This is a genomic window from [Enterobacter] lignolyticus SCF1 (genome assembly GCF_000164865.1).
GTDB lineage: Bacteria > Pseudomonadota > Gammaproteobacteria > Enterobacterales > Enterobacteriaceae > Enterobacter_B > Enterobacter_B lignolyticus.
In genome coordinates, this window is sequence record NC_014618.1 from 2,518,985 (window position 1) to 2,536,341 (window position 17,357).

The window sequence follows — 17,357 nt, forward strand, 5'->3', positions numbered from 1 at the left end:
AACCGGCCGCAGAAATGTGCGCCGGTTGTCCTCAGCCGGGGGTAAAAATGTGCGCCAGCGTTTCTGCAAGCGCAGAGGGGTTTTCCCACGACATCGAATGCCCCGCATCGGCGATCGCATGCAGCGGTATACCCGCCGCAGCGGCCTTTTGCGCATCAGCGTCCGGCAGGGAACGCTCGCCGACAATCAGCGCTTTGGGGCATGACAGCTGAGCAAAACGCGCCCACCATGAGGGCGTTACTCCCTCTACCAGGCTCCTTGCTCCCCGCCACACGGCCCATGGCGCCGTATTTTGCAGGCACCCTTTCCACGCGGAGGTTTCCGCCTCAACCATCTGCCGGAATCCCCGGTCCACAAACGCCCGTTCAGTTTGTTCGACGATCCGGCGGCTGAACTCGCCGCCTCCCGCGTGGAAATTAGGCTCCGAGACCGCAAGGGCTAAGACCTGCGCGCAGGCGCGTTCCGCCAGCTCAATAGCGATGCTGCCGCCCATGCTATGGCCATACAGGAAATAGCGGCTAACGCCATGATGAGTAAGGACCTCCGCGACGACCTCGGCCTGATGGCTGGTGCTGTAGTCGTAATCAGCGGGTTTGTCGCTAAAGCCGCTGCCCGGCAGATCGATGAGAATCGCGCGGCGTCCGGACAGGGCCGGGTCCGACGCCAGACGAGGATATTCGTAGGACGATGCGCATCCCAGCCCGTGAATAAATACAATCGGATCGCCGTCGCCCGGCAAGTCGTGCCAGCGCACCGCCGCGCCGGCAACCCGTGAGATCATAACGTTCATTATTCGCCTCCTTAATCACTGTATTTATATACAGCACGATGAGGCGAATAACCAGTCCGGATACGGTTCAGAAAAGCGACAGCAGCAGCGCCACGGGGAAGCTAAACGGCCAGGTGGCGCCAATCAGTACGGTGGCAATCAGGCGGATACAGAAACTTTCTTTCGTCAGGAACCAGGTAATAAAGGCACAAATTACTGCCATAACGGCATAGAAAACCAACATCTTTTGGTACAGCGTCATGCTAAAGCCTGCAAGGAAATCAAAAAACGTGTGGAATATGCAACTTTTTTTGAATTCCATCAAGTTTTAACATAAATAATGTAAGTTCTGGCGATCGTTACAGCAATTTTGCTCTCTGTATTGGCGTTTTCCATTTTTGCCATCTATATGATTAGAGGCTAATTTGCTCCGGAGGCACAATGGACGTTTCCAGCAGAACGGTGGTCCTGATTAATCTGCTCGTGGCGATCGCGCTGCTCTGGCTACTGTCGATGCGCTTTGGCTGGTTCTAAGCCCCACGAGCCATCGATAACGTTACTGGGCGGTACTTTTGCTGCGGGCGGTACTGGCGTTAAACGCCGCCTGAAGCGCGGCCGCATTATCATAATTCGACGCGTCATACTTCGGCAGCGGATGCGCTTTTTCATACGCCCACTCGGCCGCTACGCAGTCGTCCTTGGTTCCGCCGTTTTTCTGGCATTCGGCAATTCGGTGCGCCGGAGAATTTGTACAACCACTCAATGCTGCCAGCGCGACAACGGCGCAAATCACTTTCTTCATGTTAAATACCAGACGTTCTCACCAGGAATGCGAAAGTCGCCAATCCTCGCACGGCGTCAGGGGGAAAGTCAAAAAGTGATGTACATCACAAAGCAGCCGGCAGATAAAAAAATCCCCTCAACGCTGAGGGGATTTTCCGTTACGCCATAGTGCGTTAATGGCGCGTCGCCTTAACCGTGCTTAATCATCACGTGGCGCACCACGGTATAGTCCTCAAGACCGTATACCGACATATCCTTGCCATAGCCGGAAAGCTTCTGTCCGCCGTGCGGCATTTCGCTGACCAGCACAAAGTGGGTGTTAACCCAGGTGCAGCCGTACTGCAGGCGCGCGCAGAAACGGTGGGCGCGGCCAACGTCTTTGGTCCACACCGAGGAGGCCAGACCATACTGAGAGTCGTTAGCCCAGGCCAGCACCTGCGCCTCATCGTCAAACGACGTGACGCTCACCACCGGGCCAAACACTTCACGCTGTACAATCGCATCGTGCTGACGCGCGCCGGCCAGCACCGTCGGCTGGTAATAATAGCCGTTGCCGTCGGCCTTGCGCCCGCCGGTGACGACCTTAATGTGTCCCAGCGCTTTCGCCTTCTCTACCGCATCGCTGACGCGCGCGAGGTGCGCGGCGGAGCTGAGCGGCCCAAGCTCGGTGCTTTGATCCTCAGGCGCCCCCATCTTCAGGCTCGCGACCGCCGCCCCCAGTTTCTCCACCAGTTGGTCGTAAATCCCCTTCTGGGCGTAGAGTCGGCAGGCGGCCGTACAGTCCTGCCCGGCGTTGTAGAAGCCGAAGGTGCGGATACCTTCCACCACCGCATCGATATCGGCGTCGTCAAAGACGATCACCGGCGCTTTACCGCCAAGCTCCATATGGGTGCGCTTGATGGACGACGCGGTGTGGGAAATGATGTGCTCGCCGGTGGCAATAGAGCCGGTCAGCGAGACCATGCGCACTTTTTCATGGCCGGTCAGCGGGTCGCCGACGGTTTTCCCGCGGCCAAACAGCACGTTCACCACCCCTGCCGGGAAGATGTCTTTCGCCAGCTCGGCCAGCTTCAGCGCGGTCAGCGGGGTAATTTCTGACGGTTTCATGACCACGCAGTTACCCGCCGCCAGCGCCGGAGCCAGCTTCCACGCGGCCATCATCAGCGGGTAGTTCCACGGCGCGATAGAGGCCACCACGCCAAGCGGATCGCGGCGAATCATCGAGGTATGCCCTTCGAGATATTCTCCCGCCGCCTGGCCGTTGAGGCAGCGGGCCGCACCGGCAAAGAAGCGGAACACGTCGGCGATCGCCGGGAGCTCGTCGTTCAGCACGCTGTGCAGCGGCTTGCCGCAGTTCAGCGATTCGAGTCGGGCAAAGGCTTCCGCATTCTGCTCAATGACATCCGCCAGCTTCAGCAGGCACTCCGCACGCGCTTTCGGCGTGCTCTGCCCCCACTGCTGGAAGGCGCGATCGGCCGCGCTGACGGCGGCATCGACCTGTTCAGGTGTGGCTTCATGGATCTCCACCAGCACCTCGCCCGTTGCCGGATTATAAACAGGCTGCTTCTCACCTTCACCCGCAACCAGTTCACCATTTATCAATAAGTTGTGTTGCATAGCCTTCTCCATCATTGTCTCATTTTCCGTGACCGGCGACCGTTTCGCCGTCACGGGTCAGCCACCAGGCCCCTAAAATTGGCAACATCGTTACCAGCATCACCAGCAGCGCCACCACGTTAGTGACAGGAACGTCACGCGGGCGGCCCAGCTGGTTGAGCAACCACAGCGGCAGCGTGCGTTCGTGCCCTGCGGTAAAGGTCGTGACGATAATTTCGTCAAACGACAGCGCAAACGCCAGCATGCCGCCCGCCAGCAGCGCCGAGCCGAGATTCGGCAGCACTACGTGGCGGAAGGTTTGCCAGCCGTTGGCGCCCAGGTCCATGGAAGCCTCCACCAGGCTCCAGGACGTCCGCCGAAAGCGCGCAATCACATTGTTAAAAACCACCACCACACAGAAGGTTGCGTGCCCGACGACGATGGTGAAAAACCCCGGTTCAAGGTTGATGGCCTTAAACGCGGTTAACAACGCGAGGCCGGTGATGATCCCCGGCAGCGCGATCGGCAGTAGTAGCAGCAGCGAAATCGCATTTTTACCAAAAAACTCGCTGCGCCAGAGCGCGGCGGCGGCGAGCGTTCCCAGCACCAGCGCCAGGGCCGTCGCCAGCGCCGCGATTTGAAGTGACAACGTCACTGCATCAAGAATATCGCCGCGCGACGCCGCTACGGAAAACCAGTGCAGCGTCAGCCCCTGCGGCGGAAAGCTGAAGGCGGCGTCTTCGGTGTTAAAGGCATAGATAGCGATAATCGCCAGCGGGAAATGCAGGAAAATCACCCCACCCCAGGCCGCGATTTTCAGGAACAACGGTGCTCGTTCAGAGTGCATCGAACGCTCCCAGGCGCTTCACAAACGCCAGATAAAGGGCAATTAACACGATCGGCACCAGGGTAAAGGCCGCCGCCATCGGCATGTTGCCGATAGCCCCCTGCTGCGAGTAGACCATGTTGCCGATAAAGTACCCGGGCGGCCCCACCAGCTGCGGGACGATAAAATCGCCCAGCGTCAGGGAAAAGGTGAATATCGACCCAGCCGCCACGCCGGGGATCGCCAGCGGCAATACCACGTAGCGAAACGTCTGATGCGGATACGCGCCGAGGTCCGCTGACGCCTGCAGCAGCGACGGCGGCAGACGCTCCAGCGCCGCCTGAATCGGCAGGATCATAAACGGCAGCCAGATATAGACGAACACCAGAAAACGCCCCAGCCCGGAGGTCGACAGCGTATTGCCGCCTACCGCGGGCAGCGTCAGGAACAGGTTTAACAGCCCCTCCAGCCCCATGTGGCTCAAAAACCACTGCGCCACCCCGTCTTTCGCCAGCAGCAGCGTCCAGGCGTAGGCCTTGACGATGTAGCTCGCCCACATCGGCAGCATGACGGCGATATAGAAAAACGCCTTCCATTTGCCGGTGGTGTAGCGGGCCATATACCACGCCATCGGAAACGCCAGAATCGCGCTGGCGAGAGTGACGGCAATCGCCATCACCAGCGTACGCACGATGATGTCGTAGTTCGCGGGGTTAAACAGCGCCTTCAGGTTGGCAAGGGTTAAATCCGGCGTCACCGACATGGTGAAGTCGTCAAAGGTATAAAAGCCCTGCCACAGCAGCGTCAGCAGCGAGCCGAAATAGACGATGCCAAACCACATCAGCGGGCCGAGTAAGAGCAGAAACAGCCCGAGCGACGGTTTGCGCCAGAACAGGCCCGAAAGGCGGCTGACCCGGCCCGATGAAGGAAGCGGTGCAATACTCATCGCCATCTCACCTCCCTCCGTCCAGCGCCACCATTGCTTCGCGGGTCCAGGACGCCAGCACGGTTTGCCCCGGCTGCGGCCCGTCCGGCTGCGCGCCGCCGCTATAGTTCGGCTGACTTACCAGCAGCTTTTCGCCGTCCGGCAGGCGAATCTCAAAGCGGGTGGCCGCCCCCTGGTACTGCACGGCCTGCACGACGCCGTTGACCTGAATCTCACCGCTCTCATTCAGGCGAATGTGCTCTGGACGCAGCGACCACAGCCCCGACATGCCGCAGACCTTCTCGGCAAGCGGCGCGTCAAAAACGTTGGAGGTGCCGACGAAACCGGCGACGAACGGCGTGCGCGGGCGCAGGTACAGGTCGCGCGGGGTATCGACCTGCTCAATGCGGCCGTTATTGAACACCGCCACGCGATCGGACATCGACAGCGCTTCCCCCTGGTCGTGGGTAACGAAAATAAAGGTGATCCCCAGCTCCTGCTGCAGCTTTTTCAGCTCAAGCTGCATCTGCTCGCGAAGCTTGAGATCCAGCGCGCCAAGCGGCTCATCCAGCAGCAGAACCCGAGGCTGATTGACCAGCGCGCGGGCAATCGCCACGCGCTGGCGCTGGCCGCCGGAGAGCTGCGAGGGCTTGCGCGACTGCACGAAGCCCAGCGCCACTTTTTCCAGCGCCTCCTGCGCTTTGGCATAGCGCTGCTTTTTATCGATCCCTTTCACCATCAGCCCATAGGCGACGTTATCGAGAATCGACATATGCGGGAACAGCGCGTAATCCTGAAACACGGTGTTGACGTCGCGCTCCCACGGCGGCAGCTCGCTGGCCTCTTTGCCAAAAATCGTAATCGCGCCGCCGGAAAGCTGCTCAAAACCGGCGATCAGCCGCAGGCAGGTGGTTTTGCCGGAGCCTGACGGCCCCAGCATGGAAAAAAATTCCCCATCTTTAATCGCGATACTAACGCCATCTACTGCGCGAACATCACCATACAGACGCGAGACATCATGAAACTCAACAGCGTACGTCATGTTCTACTCCCGGGCATTAACGACCGCCCATGATGGCAATGTAGTCCTGCGTCCAGCGGCTGTAGGGAACGTATTTACCGCCTTCAGCGATCGGCGTTTTCCAGAAAGCAATCTTGTCGAAGAAGTTGTAGCCGTTGGTTTCACAGCCTTTGTCGCCGAGCAGCGAGCTGGCCTTACATCCTTCAGGCACCACCGGCAGCGAGCCGAACCAGGCCGCGACATCGCCCTGCACCTTCGGCGTCAGCGACCAGTTCATCCACTTGTAGGCGCAAACCGGGTGTTTAGCTTCCGCGTGCAGCATGGTGGTATCCGCCCAGCCGGTGACCCCCTCTTTCGGGAATACGGTGGCGACTGGCTGACCTTCGCCCTTCAGCCCGTTCGCCTGATACGGCCAGGCGCTGGAGGCCACCACGCCTTCGTTTTTAAAGTCGCTCATCTGTACGGTGGTATCGTGCCAGTAGCGGTGGATCAGGGCGTGCTGATCGCGCAGCACCTTCAGCACCGCCTGGTACTGGGCTTCCGTCAGCTGGTAGGGGTCCTGAATGCCCAGCTGCGGCTGCGTGGCTTTCACAAACAGCGCGGCATCGGCGATATAGATAGGGCCGTCGTAGGCCTGCACGCGGCCCAGGTTGGTTTTACCGTCCGGCAGGTTTTGTTTGACGAACACCACGCTCCAGCTGTCCGGCGGTGTCGGAAAGGTTTTGGTGTTATACATCAGCAGGTTGGGTCCCCACTGATACGGCGTGCCGTAGACTTTGTCCTTCACGGTGAACCACTCGCCTTTCGCCAGGCGCGAATCGAGGGTTTTCCAGTTAGGAATGAGCGCGGTATTAATCGGCTGCACCCGTTTGCCCATGATCAGGCGCAAAGACGCATCGCCGGACGCGGTGACGAGGTCATAGCCGCCCTTCGCCATCAGGCTGACCATTTCGTCTGAGGTGGCGGCCGTTTTCACATTCACCTGGCAGCCGGTCTCTTTTTCGAACTGGGTGACCCAGTCATATTGTTTATCGGTTTGGCCCCGTTCGATATACCCCGGCCAGGCGATAATATCCAGGCGCCCTTCGCCTTTATCAAGCGATGTCGGCGGCTCGGCGGCTTGTGCAGTCATGACGGTCAAACCCAGCGCGCACAGGCTGCTGCGGGCAAATTTCTTGCTCATAGACGTTTTACTCCTGTCAGAATTAAACTGGCGGCAGCCGTGCCGTAAAAATATCTCCCCTAATAACAGTAGACGGCGTAATGCAGGCATTCCCGCCCGCTCACGGAAATTTCATCAGGTTGTGACAAAGGACGCATAACGCTGAAAATAGCACCTTCAGGTGGAACAAATTGCAGTATAGACAACGTGTTATGCAGGCAGGGTACGTATATGAATTTCCTGTGGATGCCAGGCTGTTAAATAACCCGCCGCGCAATTTATCTTAGCGTGGCGGATTATTTTTAAAACGAGAATAAGGTTTTCAGAAAATAAGAATGGCGTTTATTTAATCATTTCACGAATAAGGCGTCCGAGCGTTTTAACCCCCTGTTCCTCCCGCTCCCCCCATCCCCAGGCGGTGTTAAACCGAAAGAACGAGGCCCAGCTGTCGGTCGTTGAAAACATTTTGCCCGGGGCAATGCTGATTTTATACTCCAGCGCCCGGGCGCCCAGCGTACCGGCGTCGACCCCGGCGGGCAGCTCCAGCCACAGGAAGTAGCCGCTGTCGTTATGATGAATTTTCACCTCTGCGGGAAGGTGCCGCAGCAGCGCCTGCCAGGCCAGCTGTTTGCGATCCGCAAGCTGACGGCGCAGGCGGCGCAGATGGGCGTCATAGCGTTTGGTATCGAGATAATCCACCAGCGCCATCTGCATCGGCGAACTGGTCGACAGCGTGCTCATCAGCTGCAGGCGCTGAATACGCCGCGCGTGCTTGCCCGCCGCCACCCAGCCGATACGAAACCCCGGCACCAGGCATTTGGAAAATGAGCTGCAGTGCAGCGTCATATCCTGCCGATCCCAGGCCTTAGCCGGCAGCGGTTTTTCCCGGCCAAAGTACAGCTCGCTGTACACGTCATCCTCGATAAGCATCACGTTGTGCGCGCTGAGCAGCGCCACCAGCTGCGCCTTTTTCTCCGGGCTCAGGGTAAACCCGAGCGGGTTCTGGCTGTTGGTCATCAGCCAGCAGGCCTTCACCGGGTACTCATTGAGCGCCTGCTCCAGCGCGTTGAGATCGATACCCTCTTTCACGTCGGTCGCCACCGACAGCGCTTTTAGCCGCAGCCGTTCAAGCGCCTGCAGCGCGCCATAAAAGCACGGGTTTTCGACGATGACCCAGTCTCCCGGTTCGGTCACCGCCTGCAGGCTGAGGTTCAGCGCCTCCAGGGCGCCGGCGGTAATCACAATTTCATCGGGCGAGATGTTCATGCCCTGCAGGGCATAGCGGCGGGCAATGGCATGCCGCAGGTCGGCGTTGCCCGGCGGCAGGTTCTCAATCACGCTCATCGCCGTCGCGGTTTTGCTGACCTGCGCCAGCGAGCGGTTAAGCTGCTGAAGCGGGAACAGACGCGGATCGGGAAACGCCGAGGCAAACGGCAGCACCGCCGCCTCGCGGCTGGCCTGCAGCACATCAAAGATATAGGTATTGATATCGACCGCTTCGTCGCGCATAACCTGGGCGGGCGCCGCGGCGCTGAGCGGTTTCGCCGGGCGCGGCGCCACGTAGTAGCCCGACTGGGGACGCGCCACGATCCGTCCCTGGCTTTCCAGCAGCTGGTAAGCATGGCCGACGGTCATAAAGCTCATGCCGCTTATCGTGACCTGCTCGCGCAGCGACGGCAACCGGTCGCCCGGCTGCCACACCCCAAGGGTAATCTGCTCGGTGATTTGCTGCGCCAGGCGCTGATATTTTTTCACGATCGCTTCCGCCGATGACCTTTTCGTCATCATATAACAGAATCAGATAACTTGCCTGTTATGAAAACTGTTATGTATAAAAATGCGAAAGCGCGCGACGTTTAGCTCATCTGCGGTAACAGGTTAAAGGTGCGTCCAAACCAGCACAGAATGACCACCACGCCAAAGGTAATGACCACCACGGGAATGACGTTTCCGCCCCAAACCGTAAAGGTTTTATGAGGGAATTTTTGTCTCGCTTTTAACGCCAGAATCGCCGGTACAATCACCGCCCATATTGTGGCGCAGAGCCCTGCTCCGCCTATGCCGTAGATAAACCCGTTCGGAAAAATCAGATACAGCAGGCTCGGCGGCAGAAACGTTAGCAATACCGTTTTAAATCGTCCGCTGTTTGAACTGTCCAGCTTAAACAGATCGGCCAGATAATCAAATAACCCCAGGGTTACGCCAAAAAATGAACTTGCCACCGCGAGGTTAGAAAAAATCAGCAGGAATATTTCAATCACCCGGGTTTGATTAGTGCCCATAAAAGAGTGCACTAAAGAATCGACGTTGCCGCCGGAGGAAATAATCTCTTTAAAATTCACCCGTGGAATATTGCCCATAGTACAGTACAGCCAGAACAGATAGATGCCGAGCGCCAGTAGCGAACCGAGCACAACGCTTTTTATTAATTTATCGGTACGTTTGCCGTAGCAAATGATAAGGCTCGGGATATTGCCATGAAAACCAAAAGAGGCCAGACAGACGGGAACGGCCATAAAGACATATAAAAAGTAGGATTCGCCGCCGCCGGCTTCCTTTGTAACGTCACGCAGAATGGAATAGTCGACCTGGAAGAACAGCGATCCAAATACCACGATAAACGCGATAATCTTAATTCCCAGAAACAGCGAAGTGATCCGGCTTGCGGCCAGCGAGCTAAACCATAAAACACCAGCGACAAAAATCGCCGTTAAAATGCCAATCAACCGTGGGTTAACCTGATAGCCAGAATTTATTGCAATGGTTTCGCTGATGATGGCGCCATTTGCCGAGATGTAGGCGTATGTCAATATATACAACACAAAGGCGACGGTAATGCCGCTAAAAATATTCCAGCCGTTGCCAATCAGATCTTTTGTTATGGTATTGAAGCTGGAACCTACCGGATAGTTTAAGTTGGCCTCCAGTAACAATAGTCCTGAATGCATCATGCAAAACCACGAAATGGCTAAAATACAGGCACCCCAAAAAAACCATGCGCCAGCCAGATCGACAGGTAAAGCAAACATCCCTCCACCGATCACGGTACCGGCTATCACCATAATACCCCAAAAGGAAGAATGTTTCGTATTCGACTTATTTTCCATGATACCCTCTCATGCCGAGCGGATCTGTAATTCATCACGACCGTTGATCGCAATGGAAAGAATATGCATGGCTATAACGACGAATATAACCATGCATAATAGTTTTTATTAAATTTCTTTCAGTTTTGCCGTAAAGTGACGCAGCACTTTCGGCTCATAGGTAAAGGTTAATCCTTTAATGTTGGCGGCATTCTCCTTAACGTGTTTAAAGGCCTCGATAATAAAGTCCATGTGGGTCTGCGTATAGGTAGCGCGCGGAATGGTCAGGCGCAGCAGCTCTGCCGGACACGGCAGCTGCTTGCCGGTTTTCGGGTCGCGGCCCAGCAGGAATGAGCCGATTTCCACGGCCCGGATCCCGGCCACTTTGTACAGCTCGCAGGCCAGCGCCTGGGCCGGGAATTGATCCGGAGCAATGTGCGGCAGCAGCTTCCCGGCATCAACAAACGCCGCGTGACCACCGGCCTGCTGGCAGACGACGCCAATCTCTTCGAGCCCATCCACCAGATACTGGATTTGCGTGATGCGGTAGGCCAGCCAGTCGTAGTTCATGCCATCCTGAAGCCCGACCGCAAGACGCTCCATGGCCCCGCCTTCTAAACCGCCGTAGGTTGGGAAACCTTCCTGAACGACGCAGATGGTTCGGCATTCCGTGTAGACGTCGAAGAAGCTATCGTCTTTAAAGCACAGCAGCCCGCCCATTGGCACCATTGCGTCTTTCTTCGCCGACATCGCCAGCATATCCGCATATTTATAGGCTTCGAAGGTAATCGCCTCGATGCTCCAGTCCTTATATTCCGCTTCCCGTTGCTTAATAAAGTAGGCGTTTTCCGCGAAGCGCGCGGAATCCATTACTACCGGAATATTGTATTTTTTCGCAAGGCGGTACATGGCCTTCAGGTTCGCCATCGACACCGGCTGCCCCCCGGCGGAGTTACAGGTAATGGTTGCCACAATATAAGGTACGTTTTCTGCACCCGTTTCTTTAATACCGTCCTCAAGCGCCTGAAGATCAAAGTTACCTTTAAAGTCATAGCGAATTGAGGTATCAAATGCTTCTTTTACGTAGACGTTGCGCACGGTACAGCCGTTTATCTGGCTGTGCCCCTGCGTGGTATCAAAGAAATAGTTGGAGAACACCACCATTTTACTTCTGTCGAGGCCATTTTCTTGCTCCCGTTTTTTAATTAAAACGGGAATATAAATCTGTTCGGCGCCGCGGCCCTGGTGGGTTGGAATTGTGTAATTATAACCAAATATCTTTTTGACAGCGTCGGCTAATGCATAGTAGCTCCGGCTACCGCTGTAGGCCTCATCGCCACGCATCATTGCTGCCTGCATATTCTGCGTGATGGCGCCGGTGCCGCTATCGGTTAATAGATCGATAAAAACATCTTCACTGTCCAACAGGAACGGGTTCATCCCGGCCTTTAATATTGCATTTTCACGGTGTTCTCTGGTGGTGCGTTTTACCGGCTCGATAACACGAATGCGGAACGGTTCTGGTAAATGCTGAAAGTTATTCATCATGTATTCCTTTATTTTGGCATGCAAAAACCGATAACACTTATTGCGAAAGTGTTTAGCGAAATTAATATGGCAGCGAGAATCCAGAACAAATCGCCTCATGCCAAACAACAACAGCAAATGCCGCCCGTACAACGGAGCTGGCTGCTGATGGTTTACATAAGCTTCAATTTATTCAGGACGTAACAAACAGAACAGATTAATAAATCCGTTAATGTTTATTTTACACAGACAGGAAAAAACGAGGACTCAAGGGCGATGATTGACAATCATAGTGTCAATATTGAACCACTTTGCGGTAAGGCAGACATTATTAGACATAGCCATAATAGATCAACTCCCACGAAAGATAGTGGTTACATTACTTCAATGATTTTATTTTTCTATCTTTCCTTTATCCAACTGTGAATACCATCACAGTTAACTTCATTCCTTATATAACAGTTCTCAGGGTATACATTTTCTTAACACTAGCGCGTAGTTCGTCTCGCCAAAAACGGTCGATACAACGAATAACAGTACCGCAACTGTTATAGGTAAATCACGCGGTTCTGTCTCTGCAACCCCGGCGCGGCGCGTCTTAAAATCGCACTGATATCTTTTTCAATGCGGAGTTTGCATGTTCGGTTTAGACGCATTCCACCTTGCGCGAATACAGTTCGCGTTCACCGTCTCTTTTCACATTATCTTCCCGGCGATCACCATCGGGCTCGCCAGCTATCTGGCGGTGCTGGAAGGATTATGGCTGAAGACGAAAAATCCCGTCTGGCGTTCGCTGTATACCTTCTGGTCGAAGGTATTCGCCGTGAACTTCGGCATGGGCGTCGTTTCGGGCCTGGTGATGGCTTATCAGTTCGGCACCAACTGGAGCGGATTCTCTCAGTTCGCGGGCAGCATCACCGGCCCGCTGCTGACCTATGAAGTGCTGACCGCTTTCTTCCTTGAAGCCGGGTTCCTCGGCGTCATGCTGTTCGGCTGGAACAAGGTCGGGCCGGGCCTGCATTTCTTCTCCACCTGCATGGTAGCGCTGGGCACCATTATCTCCACCTTCTGGATCCTCGCCTCCAACAGCTGGATGCAAACCCCGCAGGGCTATGAAATCGTCAACGGCCAGGTGGTGCCGGTCGACTGGTTTGCGGTGGTCTTTAACCCTTCCTTCCCGTATCGCCTGCTGCACATGTCGGTGGCCGCGTTCCTGAGCAGCGCGCTGTTCGTTGGCGCCTCCGCCGCCTGGCACCTGCTCAAAGGCAACAACACGCCGGCTATCCGGGCAATGTTCTCCATGGCGCTGTGGATGACCCTGATTGTCGCGCCGCTGCAGGCGCTGATTGGCGATATGCACGGGCTGAACACCCTCAAGCATCAGCCTGCGAAGATTGCCGCCATCGAAGGGCACTGGGAGAACCCGCCGGGAGAGCCGACGCCGCTGCTGCTGTTCGGCTGGCCGGATATGGCGCAGGAGCGCACCCGCTTCGGGCTGGAAATTCCCGCGCTCGGCAGCCTTATCCTGACCCACAGCCTGGACAAACAGGTTCCGGCGTTAAAAGAGTTCCCCAAAGAGGACCGGCCAAATTCAACCATCGTTTTCTGGTCGTTTCGCCTCATGGCCGGGCTTGGCGGGCTGATGATCCTGCTTGGCGTACTGGCGCTGTGGCTACGTAAGGGCGAGCGTCTTTACACCTCGCGCCCGTTCCTGCGCTTTGCCCTGTGGATGGGGCCTTCCGGCCTGGTCGCTATCCTCGCCGGATGGGTCACCACCGAGGTGGGGCGCCAGCCGTGGGTGGTGTATGGCCTGCAGCGCACGTCGGATGCGGTTTCCGCCCACGGCGATCTGCATATGAGCATCAGCCTGTTGACCTTTTTCGTGGTGTATATGTCGGTGTTCGGCATTGGCTACAGCTACATGGTGCGCCTGATTCGCAAAGGCCCGCAGGACGCGCTGCCGCCCGGGCACGGTACCCCTGCCCGCCCGCTTTCCGCGGCGATTGACGGCTATCAGCACAAGGAGACGCACTAATGGGCATCGATTTATCGGTTATCTGGTTTGTCATCATCGTCTTCGCCACGCTGATGTATATCGTGATGGACGGGTTTGATTTAGGCATCGGCATCCTGTTCCCCTTCGTGCGGGATGCCGAAGATCGCGACGTGATGGTCAACAGCGTCGCTCCGGTCTGGGATGGTAATGAAACCTGGCTGGTCCTCGGCGGCGCGGGGCTGTTTGGCGCATTTCCGCTGGCGTACGCGGTGATCATCGACGCGCTGACCATTCCGCTGACGCTGATGCTGATCGGCCTTATCTTCCGCGGCGTAGCGTTTGAGTTTCGCTTTAAAGCCACGCCGTCGCACCGTCCGTTCTGGGATAACGCCTTTCTCGGCGGCTCGATCCTTGCCACCTTCTGTCAGGGCGTAGTGGTCGGCGCCGTACTGAACGGCTTCCCGGTGGCAAACCGCGCCTATGCGGGCGGGCCGTTCGACTGGCTCACGCCGTTTACCCTGTTTTGCGGCGTTGGGCTGGTCATCGCCTACGCCCTGCTGGGCGCCGCCTGGCTGGTGATGAAAAGCGAGGCGCCGCTGCTCGGCAGAATGCGCCGGGTCTCCCGCACGCTGCTGCTGGCGATGCTGGCGGTGATTGCCGTTATCAGCCTGTGGACCCCGCTCGCGCATCCGGCCATCGCCTCGCGCTGGTTCAGTCTGCCGAACCTGTGGTTCCTGCTGCCGGTGCCGGTACTGACCCTGGCGCTGGGCTTCTGGCTGTGGAAGGGACTGGCTAACCCGCAGATGCATGCCCTGCCGTTCGTGCTGACGCTGGGACTTATCTTCCTTGGCTTTAGCGGACTCGGCATCAGCATCTGGCCACACATCATTCCGCCGGATATCACCCTCTGGCAGGCGGCAGCGCCCGCGCAGAGCCAGGGCTTTATGCTGGTCGGCGCGCTGCTGATCATCCCGATTATTCTGGTCTACACCTTCTGGAGCTACTACGTGTTTCGCGGCAAGGTGCAGCACGGCGAGGGGTACCACTGATGCAAAAATCGCTCGTTAACCGTCTGCTATGGCTGGTATTGCTCTGGGGAGGCAGCGTACTGGCGCTGGCGCTGGTAGGCGGCGTCTTTCGCCTGCTGATGACCGCCGCCGGGTTTAAGTCCTGATAAGCCGAATGACGGGCGCCAGGAGAAATCTCAAACCCGTCGTTCTCCACAATTTCATCACTATTCTATGATGAACTGGGTATCGCTCAGTCAGTGAGTCCAGAGGTTACTATGAAAAAAATCTTAACGTTGGCCGCCGTAATGGCGTTTGGTTTTGTTTCTACCGTGTTTGCGGCTGACAACCCGCCATATCAGCCGGGGCAGCACCCGGAACAGCGCCATGATGGCAAAGATTATCATCATAACGACAAAAATATGCATCATGACGGTAAGGAGTACCGTCATGACAACAAAGATCACCGTTACGATCACAATGGTCCGGACCAGGATAAAAACCATCGTCACGATGATAAAAACTATCATCACGACGGCAAAAAACCGATCCCGCCTGAGGACAAGCGGTAATGTAAAAACAGGGGCATTCGCCCCTGTTTTTCTATCCGTTCTTCCGCTTCGGTAACGTCTTCAGCAGCTCTTCCGGGCTCACCGACGCCACCACGCTGCCCGGCAGCGGCATTTTGAAGATGTGGTTTTTCATCTTGCCCACCACGTGCATTTCGCACGGCCGGCAGTCGAACTTCAGCGTCAGCACCTCATCGCCGTGCACCAGCTGCATCGGCGTCGCACGCCAGCTCTTGATGTTGCCTTTGGCCTGTTTCGGACACAGATTGAAGGCGAAACGCAGGCAGTGTTTGGTGATCATCACCGGCACATCGCCCTTCTCTTCGTGGGCCTCGTAGGCCGCATCGATCAGCTGCACGCCGTAGCGCTGGTAAAATTCGCGGGCCTTATGGTTGTAAACGTTGGCCAGGAACGTCAGGTGTGTTTCCGGATAGACCGGCGGCGGCACCGACACCGGCTTGCGGCTGCCGCGCTGATAGGCCGCCAGACGGGCCTCATCCAGCATCCCGACCGTTTCACGGCGCAGCTGGTTGACCAGGCTGTTGGGTACAAACAGCGCGCCCGGCAGATTCACCGCCACTTCGCGCGGGTAGTAGAGAGTCTGTCCGAGCTTCGCGATGCCGTCCTGCAGGTTGCTCAGCGCTTTTTCCGCGTTGTCGGCCACAGCAAACTGGCCGTCGAGGGTATGGGTCACGCTGACGCCATCCTCGCTGGTCATGGTCAGGATCAGCTGCTCCTGCCAGCCACCGAGCTCGATATCCACGGCGATACGGCGCTCGCTGGAGGTTTTCAGCAGCGCCTGCTGCCAGTTGTGGTCAAGGTTGCGGTTAAGCGCCTGGTGCGGGCGCGCTTTATGCAGATCCGCGGGCATTTCGTTCGGCCAGACGCGATAGCGGTTTTCGCCGGTTTTCTCTACCGTGTTGGCGCGAAAGCCGACAACTTCACGCTTGATCATCACATTCAGCCCGTCGCCGTTCGCCAGCGGTTCGGTCACTTCGACGTCGAGGTGATCTTTACCGACCTTCAGCACTTCACCGACCGGCAGGCCGATAAATTTCGGCGAGTCGAACGCGCCGATATCGCCTTTACGGGCGTTAACAAAATAGTCGGTGCTGCCGCGGTGGAAGGTTTTGTCGGTTGATGGAATAAAGAAATGTTCGGTACGTCCCGCCGATGAGCGCGCCAGGTCGCCCCGGTCTTCAATGATGGCGTCGAGCATCTGGCGATAGTGCGCCGTGATGTTCTTCACGTAGCTCATGTCCTTATAGCGGCCCTCAATTTTGAACGAGCGCACGCCCGCGTCAATAAGCGCCGCCAGGTTCGCGGTCTGATCGTTGTCTTTCATCGACAGCAGGTGTTTTTCATACGCCACGACCCGCCCCTGATCGTCTTTCAGGGTGTACGGCAGACGGCACGCCTGCGAGCAGTCGCCGCGGTTGGCGCTGCGTCCGGTCTGGGCATGGGAGATATAGCACTGTCCGGAATAGGCGACGCACAGCGCGCCGTGAATAAAGAACTCGATGGTCGCATCGGCAGACGCATGGATTGCCTGAATCTGCTCAAGGTTCAGTTCGCGCGCCAGAACAATCTGGCTGAAGCCGGCGTCAGCGAGAAACTTCGCCTTCTCGACGCTGCGGATATCGCACTGGGTGCTGGCGTGCAGCTCAATTGGCGGTAGATCCAGCTCGAGGATCCCCATGTCCTGGACGATCAGCGCATCAACGCCGGTCTGGTACAGGTCGGTAATCAGCGCCTGCGCGGGCTCCAGTTCATCATCATGCAGAATGGTGTTCAGCGTCACAAACACCTTCGCGCCATAGCGATGGGCAAACGGCACCAGCCCGGCGATATCGCTCAGGCTGTTGCTGGCGTTATGACGGGCGCCAAACCCGGGGCCGCCGATATAGACCGCGTCCGCACCGTGCAGAATGGCTTCACGGGCGATGGCCGCGTCGCGGGCCGGGCTGAGTAGTTCGAGATGATGGTTTTGCAGGCGCATACAATCGTCGTTATCCGTTATGGTCAAAATGGCGGCTATTGTAGTCAGAAGTCGCGCCGGACGAAATCATTTTCCGCCCCGCAGGACGGGC

At 57.0% G+C, this 17,357-nt stretch carries 18 protein-coding genes; 5 read left to right on the forward strand and 13 right to left on the reverse strand.

What is annotated here, in order from left to right; translation table 11 throughout:
* Window positions 1-31 precede the first annotated feature (31 nt).
* Together ENTCL_RS11865 and ENTCL_RS22965 are read right to left on the reverse strand one after the other, a co-directional pair.
* Window positions 32-790, reverse strand: a complete 759-nt coding sequence (locus ENTCL_RS11865) for an alpha/beta fold hydrolase (protein ID WP_013366367.1) — start codon at window positions 788-790, stop codon at window positions 32-34.
* A 67-nt stretch (window positions 791-857) separates the two neighbouring features.
* Window positions 858-1,031, reverse strand: a complete 174-nt coding sequence (locus ENTCL_RS22965; RefSeq protein ID WP_013366368.1) for a GhoT/OrtT family toxin — start codon at window positions 1,029-1,031, stop codon at window positions 858-860.
* Between the two features lie 179 nt (window positions 1,032-1,210).
* Between ENTCL_RS22965 and yncL the strand changes: the two genes are divergently transcribed.
* Window positions 1,211-1,303, forward strand: a complete 93-nt coding sequence (yncL, locus tag ENTCL_RS22970) for a stress response membrane protein YncL (protein WP_013366369.1) — start codon at window positions 1,211-1,213, stop codon at window positions 1,301-1,303.
* Window positions 1,304-1,325: 22 nt separating this feature from the next.
* Here the strand turns inward: yncL and ENTCL_RS11870 are convergent, their stop codons facing one another.
* The 10 genes from ENTCL_RS11870 to tnaC all read right to left on the reverse strand — a co-directional run bounded on the left by ENTCL_RS11870 (window position 1,326) and on the right by tnaC (window position 12,040).
* Window positions 1,326-1,571 (reverse strand): membrane lipoprotein lipid attachment site-containing protein, encoded by a 246-nt coding sequence (locus tag ENTCL_RS11870; protein WP_013366370.1) that lies wholly within the window; start codon window positions 1,569-1,571, stop codon window positions 1,326-1,328.
* A 170-nt stretch (window positions 1,572-1,741) separates the two neighbouring features.
* The gene (gene patD, locus ENTCL_RS11875; RefSeq protein WP_013366371.1) at window positions 1,742-3,169 is read right to left on the reverse strand and encodes an aminobutyraldehyde dehydrogenase; all 1,428 of its coding nucleotides are present in this window, start codon (window positions 3,167-3,169) and stop codon (window positions 1,742-1,744) included.
* 19 nt (window positions 3,170-3,188) lie between these two features.
* Window positions 3,189-3,995 (reverse strand): ABC transporter permease, encoded by an 807-nt coding sequence (locus ENTCL_RS11880; RefSeq protein WP_013366372.1) that lies wholly within the window; start codon window positions 3,993-3,995, stop codon window positions 3,189-3,191.
* Window positions 3,985-4,926: an ABC transporter permease gene (locus ENTCL_RS11885; RefSeq protein WP_013366373.1), complete on the reverse strand. Its 942-nt coding sequence runs from the start codon at window positions 4,924-4,926 to the stop codon at window positions 3,985-3,987. Before ENTCL_RS11885 ends, ENTCL_RS11880 begins: the two co-directional genes overlap by 11 nt.
* A gap of 1 nt (window position 4,927) precedes the next feature.
* Window positions 4,928-5,941, reverse strand: a complete 1,014-nt coding sequence (locus tag ENTCL_RS11890; RefSeq protein WP_013366374.1) for an ABC transporter ATP-binding protein — start codon at window positions 5,939-5,941, stop codon at window positions 4,928-4,930.
* Window positions 5,942-5,957: 16 nt separating this feature from the next.
* Window positions 5,958-7,103: a putative ABC transporter substrate-binding protein YdcS gene (gene ydcS / locus ENTCL_RS11895; protein ID WP_013366375.1), complete on the reverse strand. Its 1,146-nt coding sequence runs from the start codon at window positions 7,101-7,103 to the stop codon at window positions 5,958-5,960.
* Between the two features lie 321 nt (window positions 7,104-7,424).
* Window positions 7,425-8,837 (reverse strand): aminotransferase-like domain-containing protein, encoded by a 1,413-nt coding sequence (locus ENTCL_RS11900; protein ID WP_044612127.1) that lies wholly within the window; start codon window positions 8,835-8,837, stop codon window positions 7,425-7,427.
* A gap of 101 nt (window positions 8,838-8,938) precedes the next feature.
* Complete coding sequence (gene tnaB, locus ENTCL_RS11905) at window positions 8,939-10,189, reverse strand: low affinity tryptophan permease TnaB (protein ID WP_013366377.1); 1,251 nt, start codon at window positions 10,187-10,189, stop codon at window positions 8,939-8,941.
* A gap of 108 nt (window positions 10,190-10,297) precedes the next feature.
* Window positions 10,298-11,713, reverse strand: coding sequence for a tryptophanase (gene tnaA, locus ENTCL_RS11910; protein ID WP_013366378.1), 1,416 nt, complete (start codon window positions 11,711-11,713; stop codon window positions 10,298-10,300).
* 249 nt (window positions 11,714-11,962) lie between these two features.
* Window positions 11,963-12,040, reverse strand: coding sequence for a tryptophanase leader peptide (tnaC, locus tag ENTCL_RS24160; protein ID WP_203415279.1), 78 nt, complete (start codon window positions 12,038-12,040; stop codon window positions 11,963-11,965).
* Between the two features lie 292 nt (window positions 12,041-12,332).
* Here tnaC and ENTCL_RS11915 point away from each other — a divergent pair, with 292 nt between their 5' ends.
* The 4 genes from ENTCL_RS11915 to ENTCL_RS11925 all read left to right on the forward strand — a co-directional run bounded on the left by ENTCL_RS11915 (window position 12,333) and on the right by ENTCL_RS11925 (window position 15,270).
* Window positions 12,333-13,730 carry a cytochrome ubiquinol oxidase subunit I gene (locus tag ENTCL_RS11915; RefSeq protein ID WP_013366379.1) on the forward strand — a complete coding sequence of 466 codons (1,398 nt, stop codon included), beginning with the start codon at window positions 12,333-12,335 and terminating at the stop codon, window positions 13,728-13,730.
* Window positions 13,730-14,740: a cytochrome d ubiquinol oxidase subunit II gene (gene cydB / locus ENTCL_RS11920; protein WP_013366380.1), complete on the forward strand. Its 1,011-nt coding sequence runs from the start codon at window positions 13,730-13,732 to the stop codon at window positions 14,738-14,740. Before ENTCL_RS11915 ends, cydB begins: the two co-directional genes overlap by 1 nt.
* Window positions 14,740-14,865 (forward strand): DUF2474 family protein, encoded by a 126-nt coding sequence (locus ENTCL_RS22975; protein ID WP_013366381.1) that lies wholly within the window; start codon window positions 14,740-14,742, stop codon window positions 14,863-14,865. The genes cydB and ENTCL_RS22975 overlap by 1 nt, the downstream gene beginning before the upstream one ends.
* A 111-nt stretch (window positions 14,866-14,976) precedes the next feature.
* Window positions 14,977-15,270, forward strand: coding sequence for a hypothetical protein (locus ENTCL_RS11925; protein ID WP_013366382.1), 294 nt, complete (start codon window positions 14,977-14,979; stop codon window positions 15,268-15,270).
* 31 nt (window positions 15,271-15,301) lie between these two features.
* Here the strand turns inward: ENTCL_RS11925 and ENTCL_RS11930 are convergent, their stop codons facing one another.
* Window positions 15,302-17,266: a peptidase U32 family protein gene (locus ENTCL_RS11930; RefSeq protein WP_013366383.1), complete on the reverse strand. Its 1,965-nt coding sequence runs from the start codon at window positions 17,264-17,266 to the stop codon at window positions 15,302-15,304.
* Between the last annotated feature and the right edge of the window lie 91 nt (window positions 17,267-17,357).

Excerpts from the sequence above, each read along its gene's own strand:
- ENTCL_RS22965 (WP_013366368.1), bottom strand. The coding sequence starts at position 1,031 with ATGACGCTGTACCAAAAGATGTTGGTTTTCTATGCCGTTATGGCAGTA.
- tnaA (WP_013366378.1), bottom strand. The coding sequence starts at position 11,713 with ATGAATAACTTTCAGCATTTACCAGAACCGTTCCGCATTCGTGTTATC.
- ENTCL_RS11890 (WP_013366374.1), bottom strand. The coding sequence starts at position 5,941 with ATGACGTACGCTGTTGAGTTTCATGATGTCTCGCGTCTGTATGGTGAT.
- tnaB (WP_013366377.1), bottom strand. The coding sequence starts at position 10,189 with ATGGAAAATAAGTCGAATACGAAACATTCTTCCTTTTGGGGTATTATG.
- ENTCL_RS22975 (WP_013366381.1), top strand. The coding sequence starts at position 14,740 with ATGCAAAAATCGCTCGTTAACCGTCTGCTATGGCTGGTATTGCTCTGG.
- tnaC (WP_203415279.1), bottom strand. The coding sequence starts at position 12,040 with ATGGCTATGTCTAATAATGTCTGCCTTACCGCAAAGTGGTTCAATATT.
- patD (WP_013366371.1), bottom strand. The coding sequence starts at position 3,169 with ATGCAACACAACTTATTGATAAATGGTGAACTGGTTGCGGGTGAAGGT.
- cydB (WP_013366380.1), top strand. The coding sequence starts at position 13,730 with ATGGGCATCGATTTATCGGTTATCTGGTTTGTCATCATCGTCTTCGCC.
- yncL (WP_013366369.1), top strand. The coding sequence starts at position 1,211 with ATGGACGTTTCCAGCAGAACGGTGGTCCTGATTAATCTGCTCGTGGCG.
- ENTCL_RS11865 (WP_013366367.1), bottom strand. The coding sequence starts at position 790 with ATGAACGTTATGATCTCACGGGTTGCCGGCGCGGCGGTGCGCTGGCAC.
- ENTCL_RS11885 (WP_013366373.1), bottom strand. The coding sequence starts at position 4,926 with ATGGCGATGAGTATTGCACCGCTTCCTTCATCGGGCCGGGTCAGCCGC.
- ENTCL_RS11870 (WP_013366370.1), bottom strand. The coding sequence starts at position 1,571 with ATGAAGAAAGTGATTTGCGCCGTTGTCGCGCTGGCAGCATTGAGTGGT.
- ENTCL_RS11930 (WP_013366383.1), bottom strand. The coding sequence starts at position 17,266 with ATGCGCCTGCAAAACCATCATCTCGAACTACTCAGCCCGGCCCGCGAC.
- ENTCL_RS11880 (WP_013366372.1), bottom strand. The coding sequence starts at position 3,995 with ATGCACTCTGAACGAGCACCGTTGTTCCTGAAAATCGCGGCCTGGGGT.
- ENTCL_RS11915 (WP_013366379.1), top strand. The coding sequence starts at position 12,333 with ATGTTCGGTTTAGACGCATTCCACCTTGCGCGAATACAGTTCGCGTTC.
- ydcS (WP_013366375.1), bottom strand. The coding sequence starts at position 7,103 with ATGAGCAAGAAATTTGCCCGCAGCAGCCTGTGCGCGCTGGGTTTGACC.
- ENTCL_RS11925 (WP_013366382.1), top strand. The coding sequence starts at position 14,977 with ATGAAAAAAATCTTAACGTTGGCCGCCGTAATGGCGTTTGGTTTTGTT.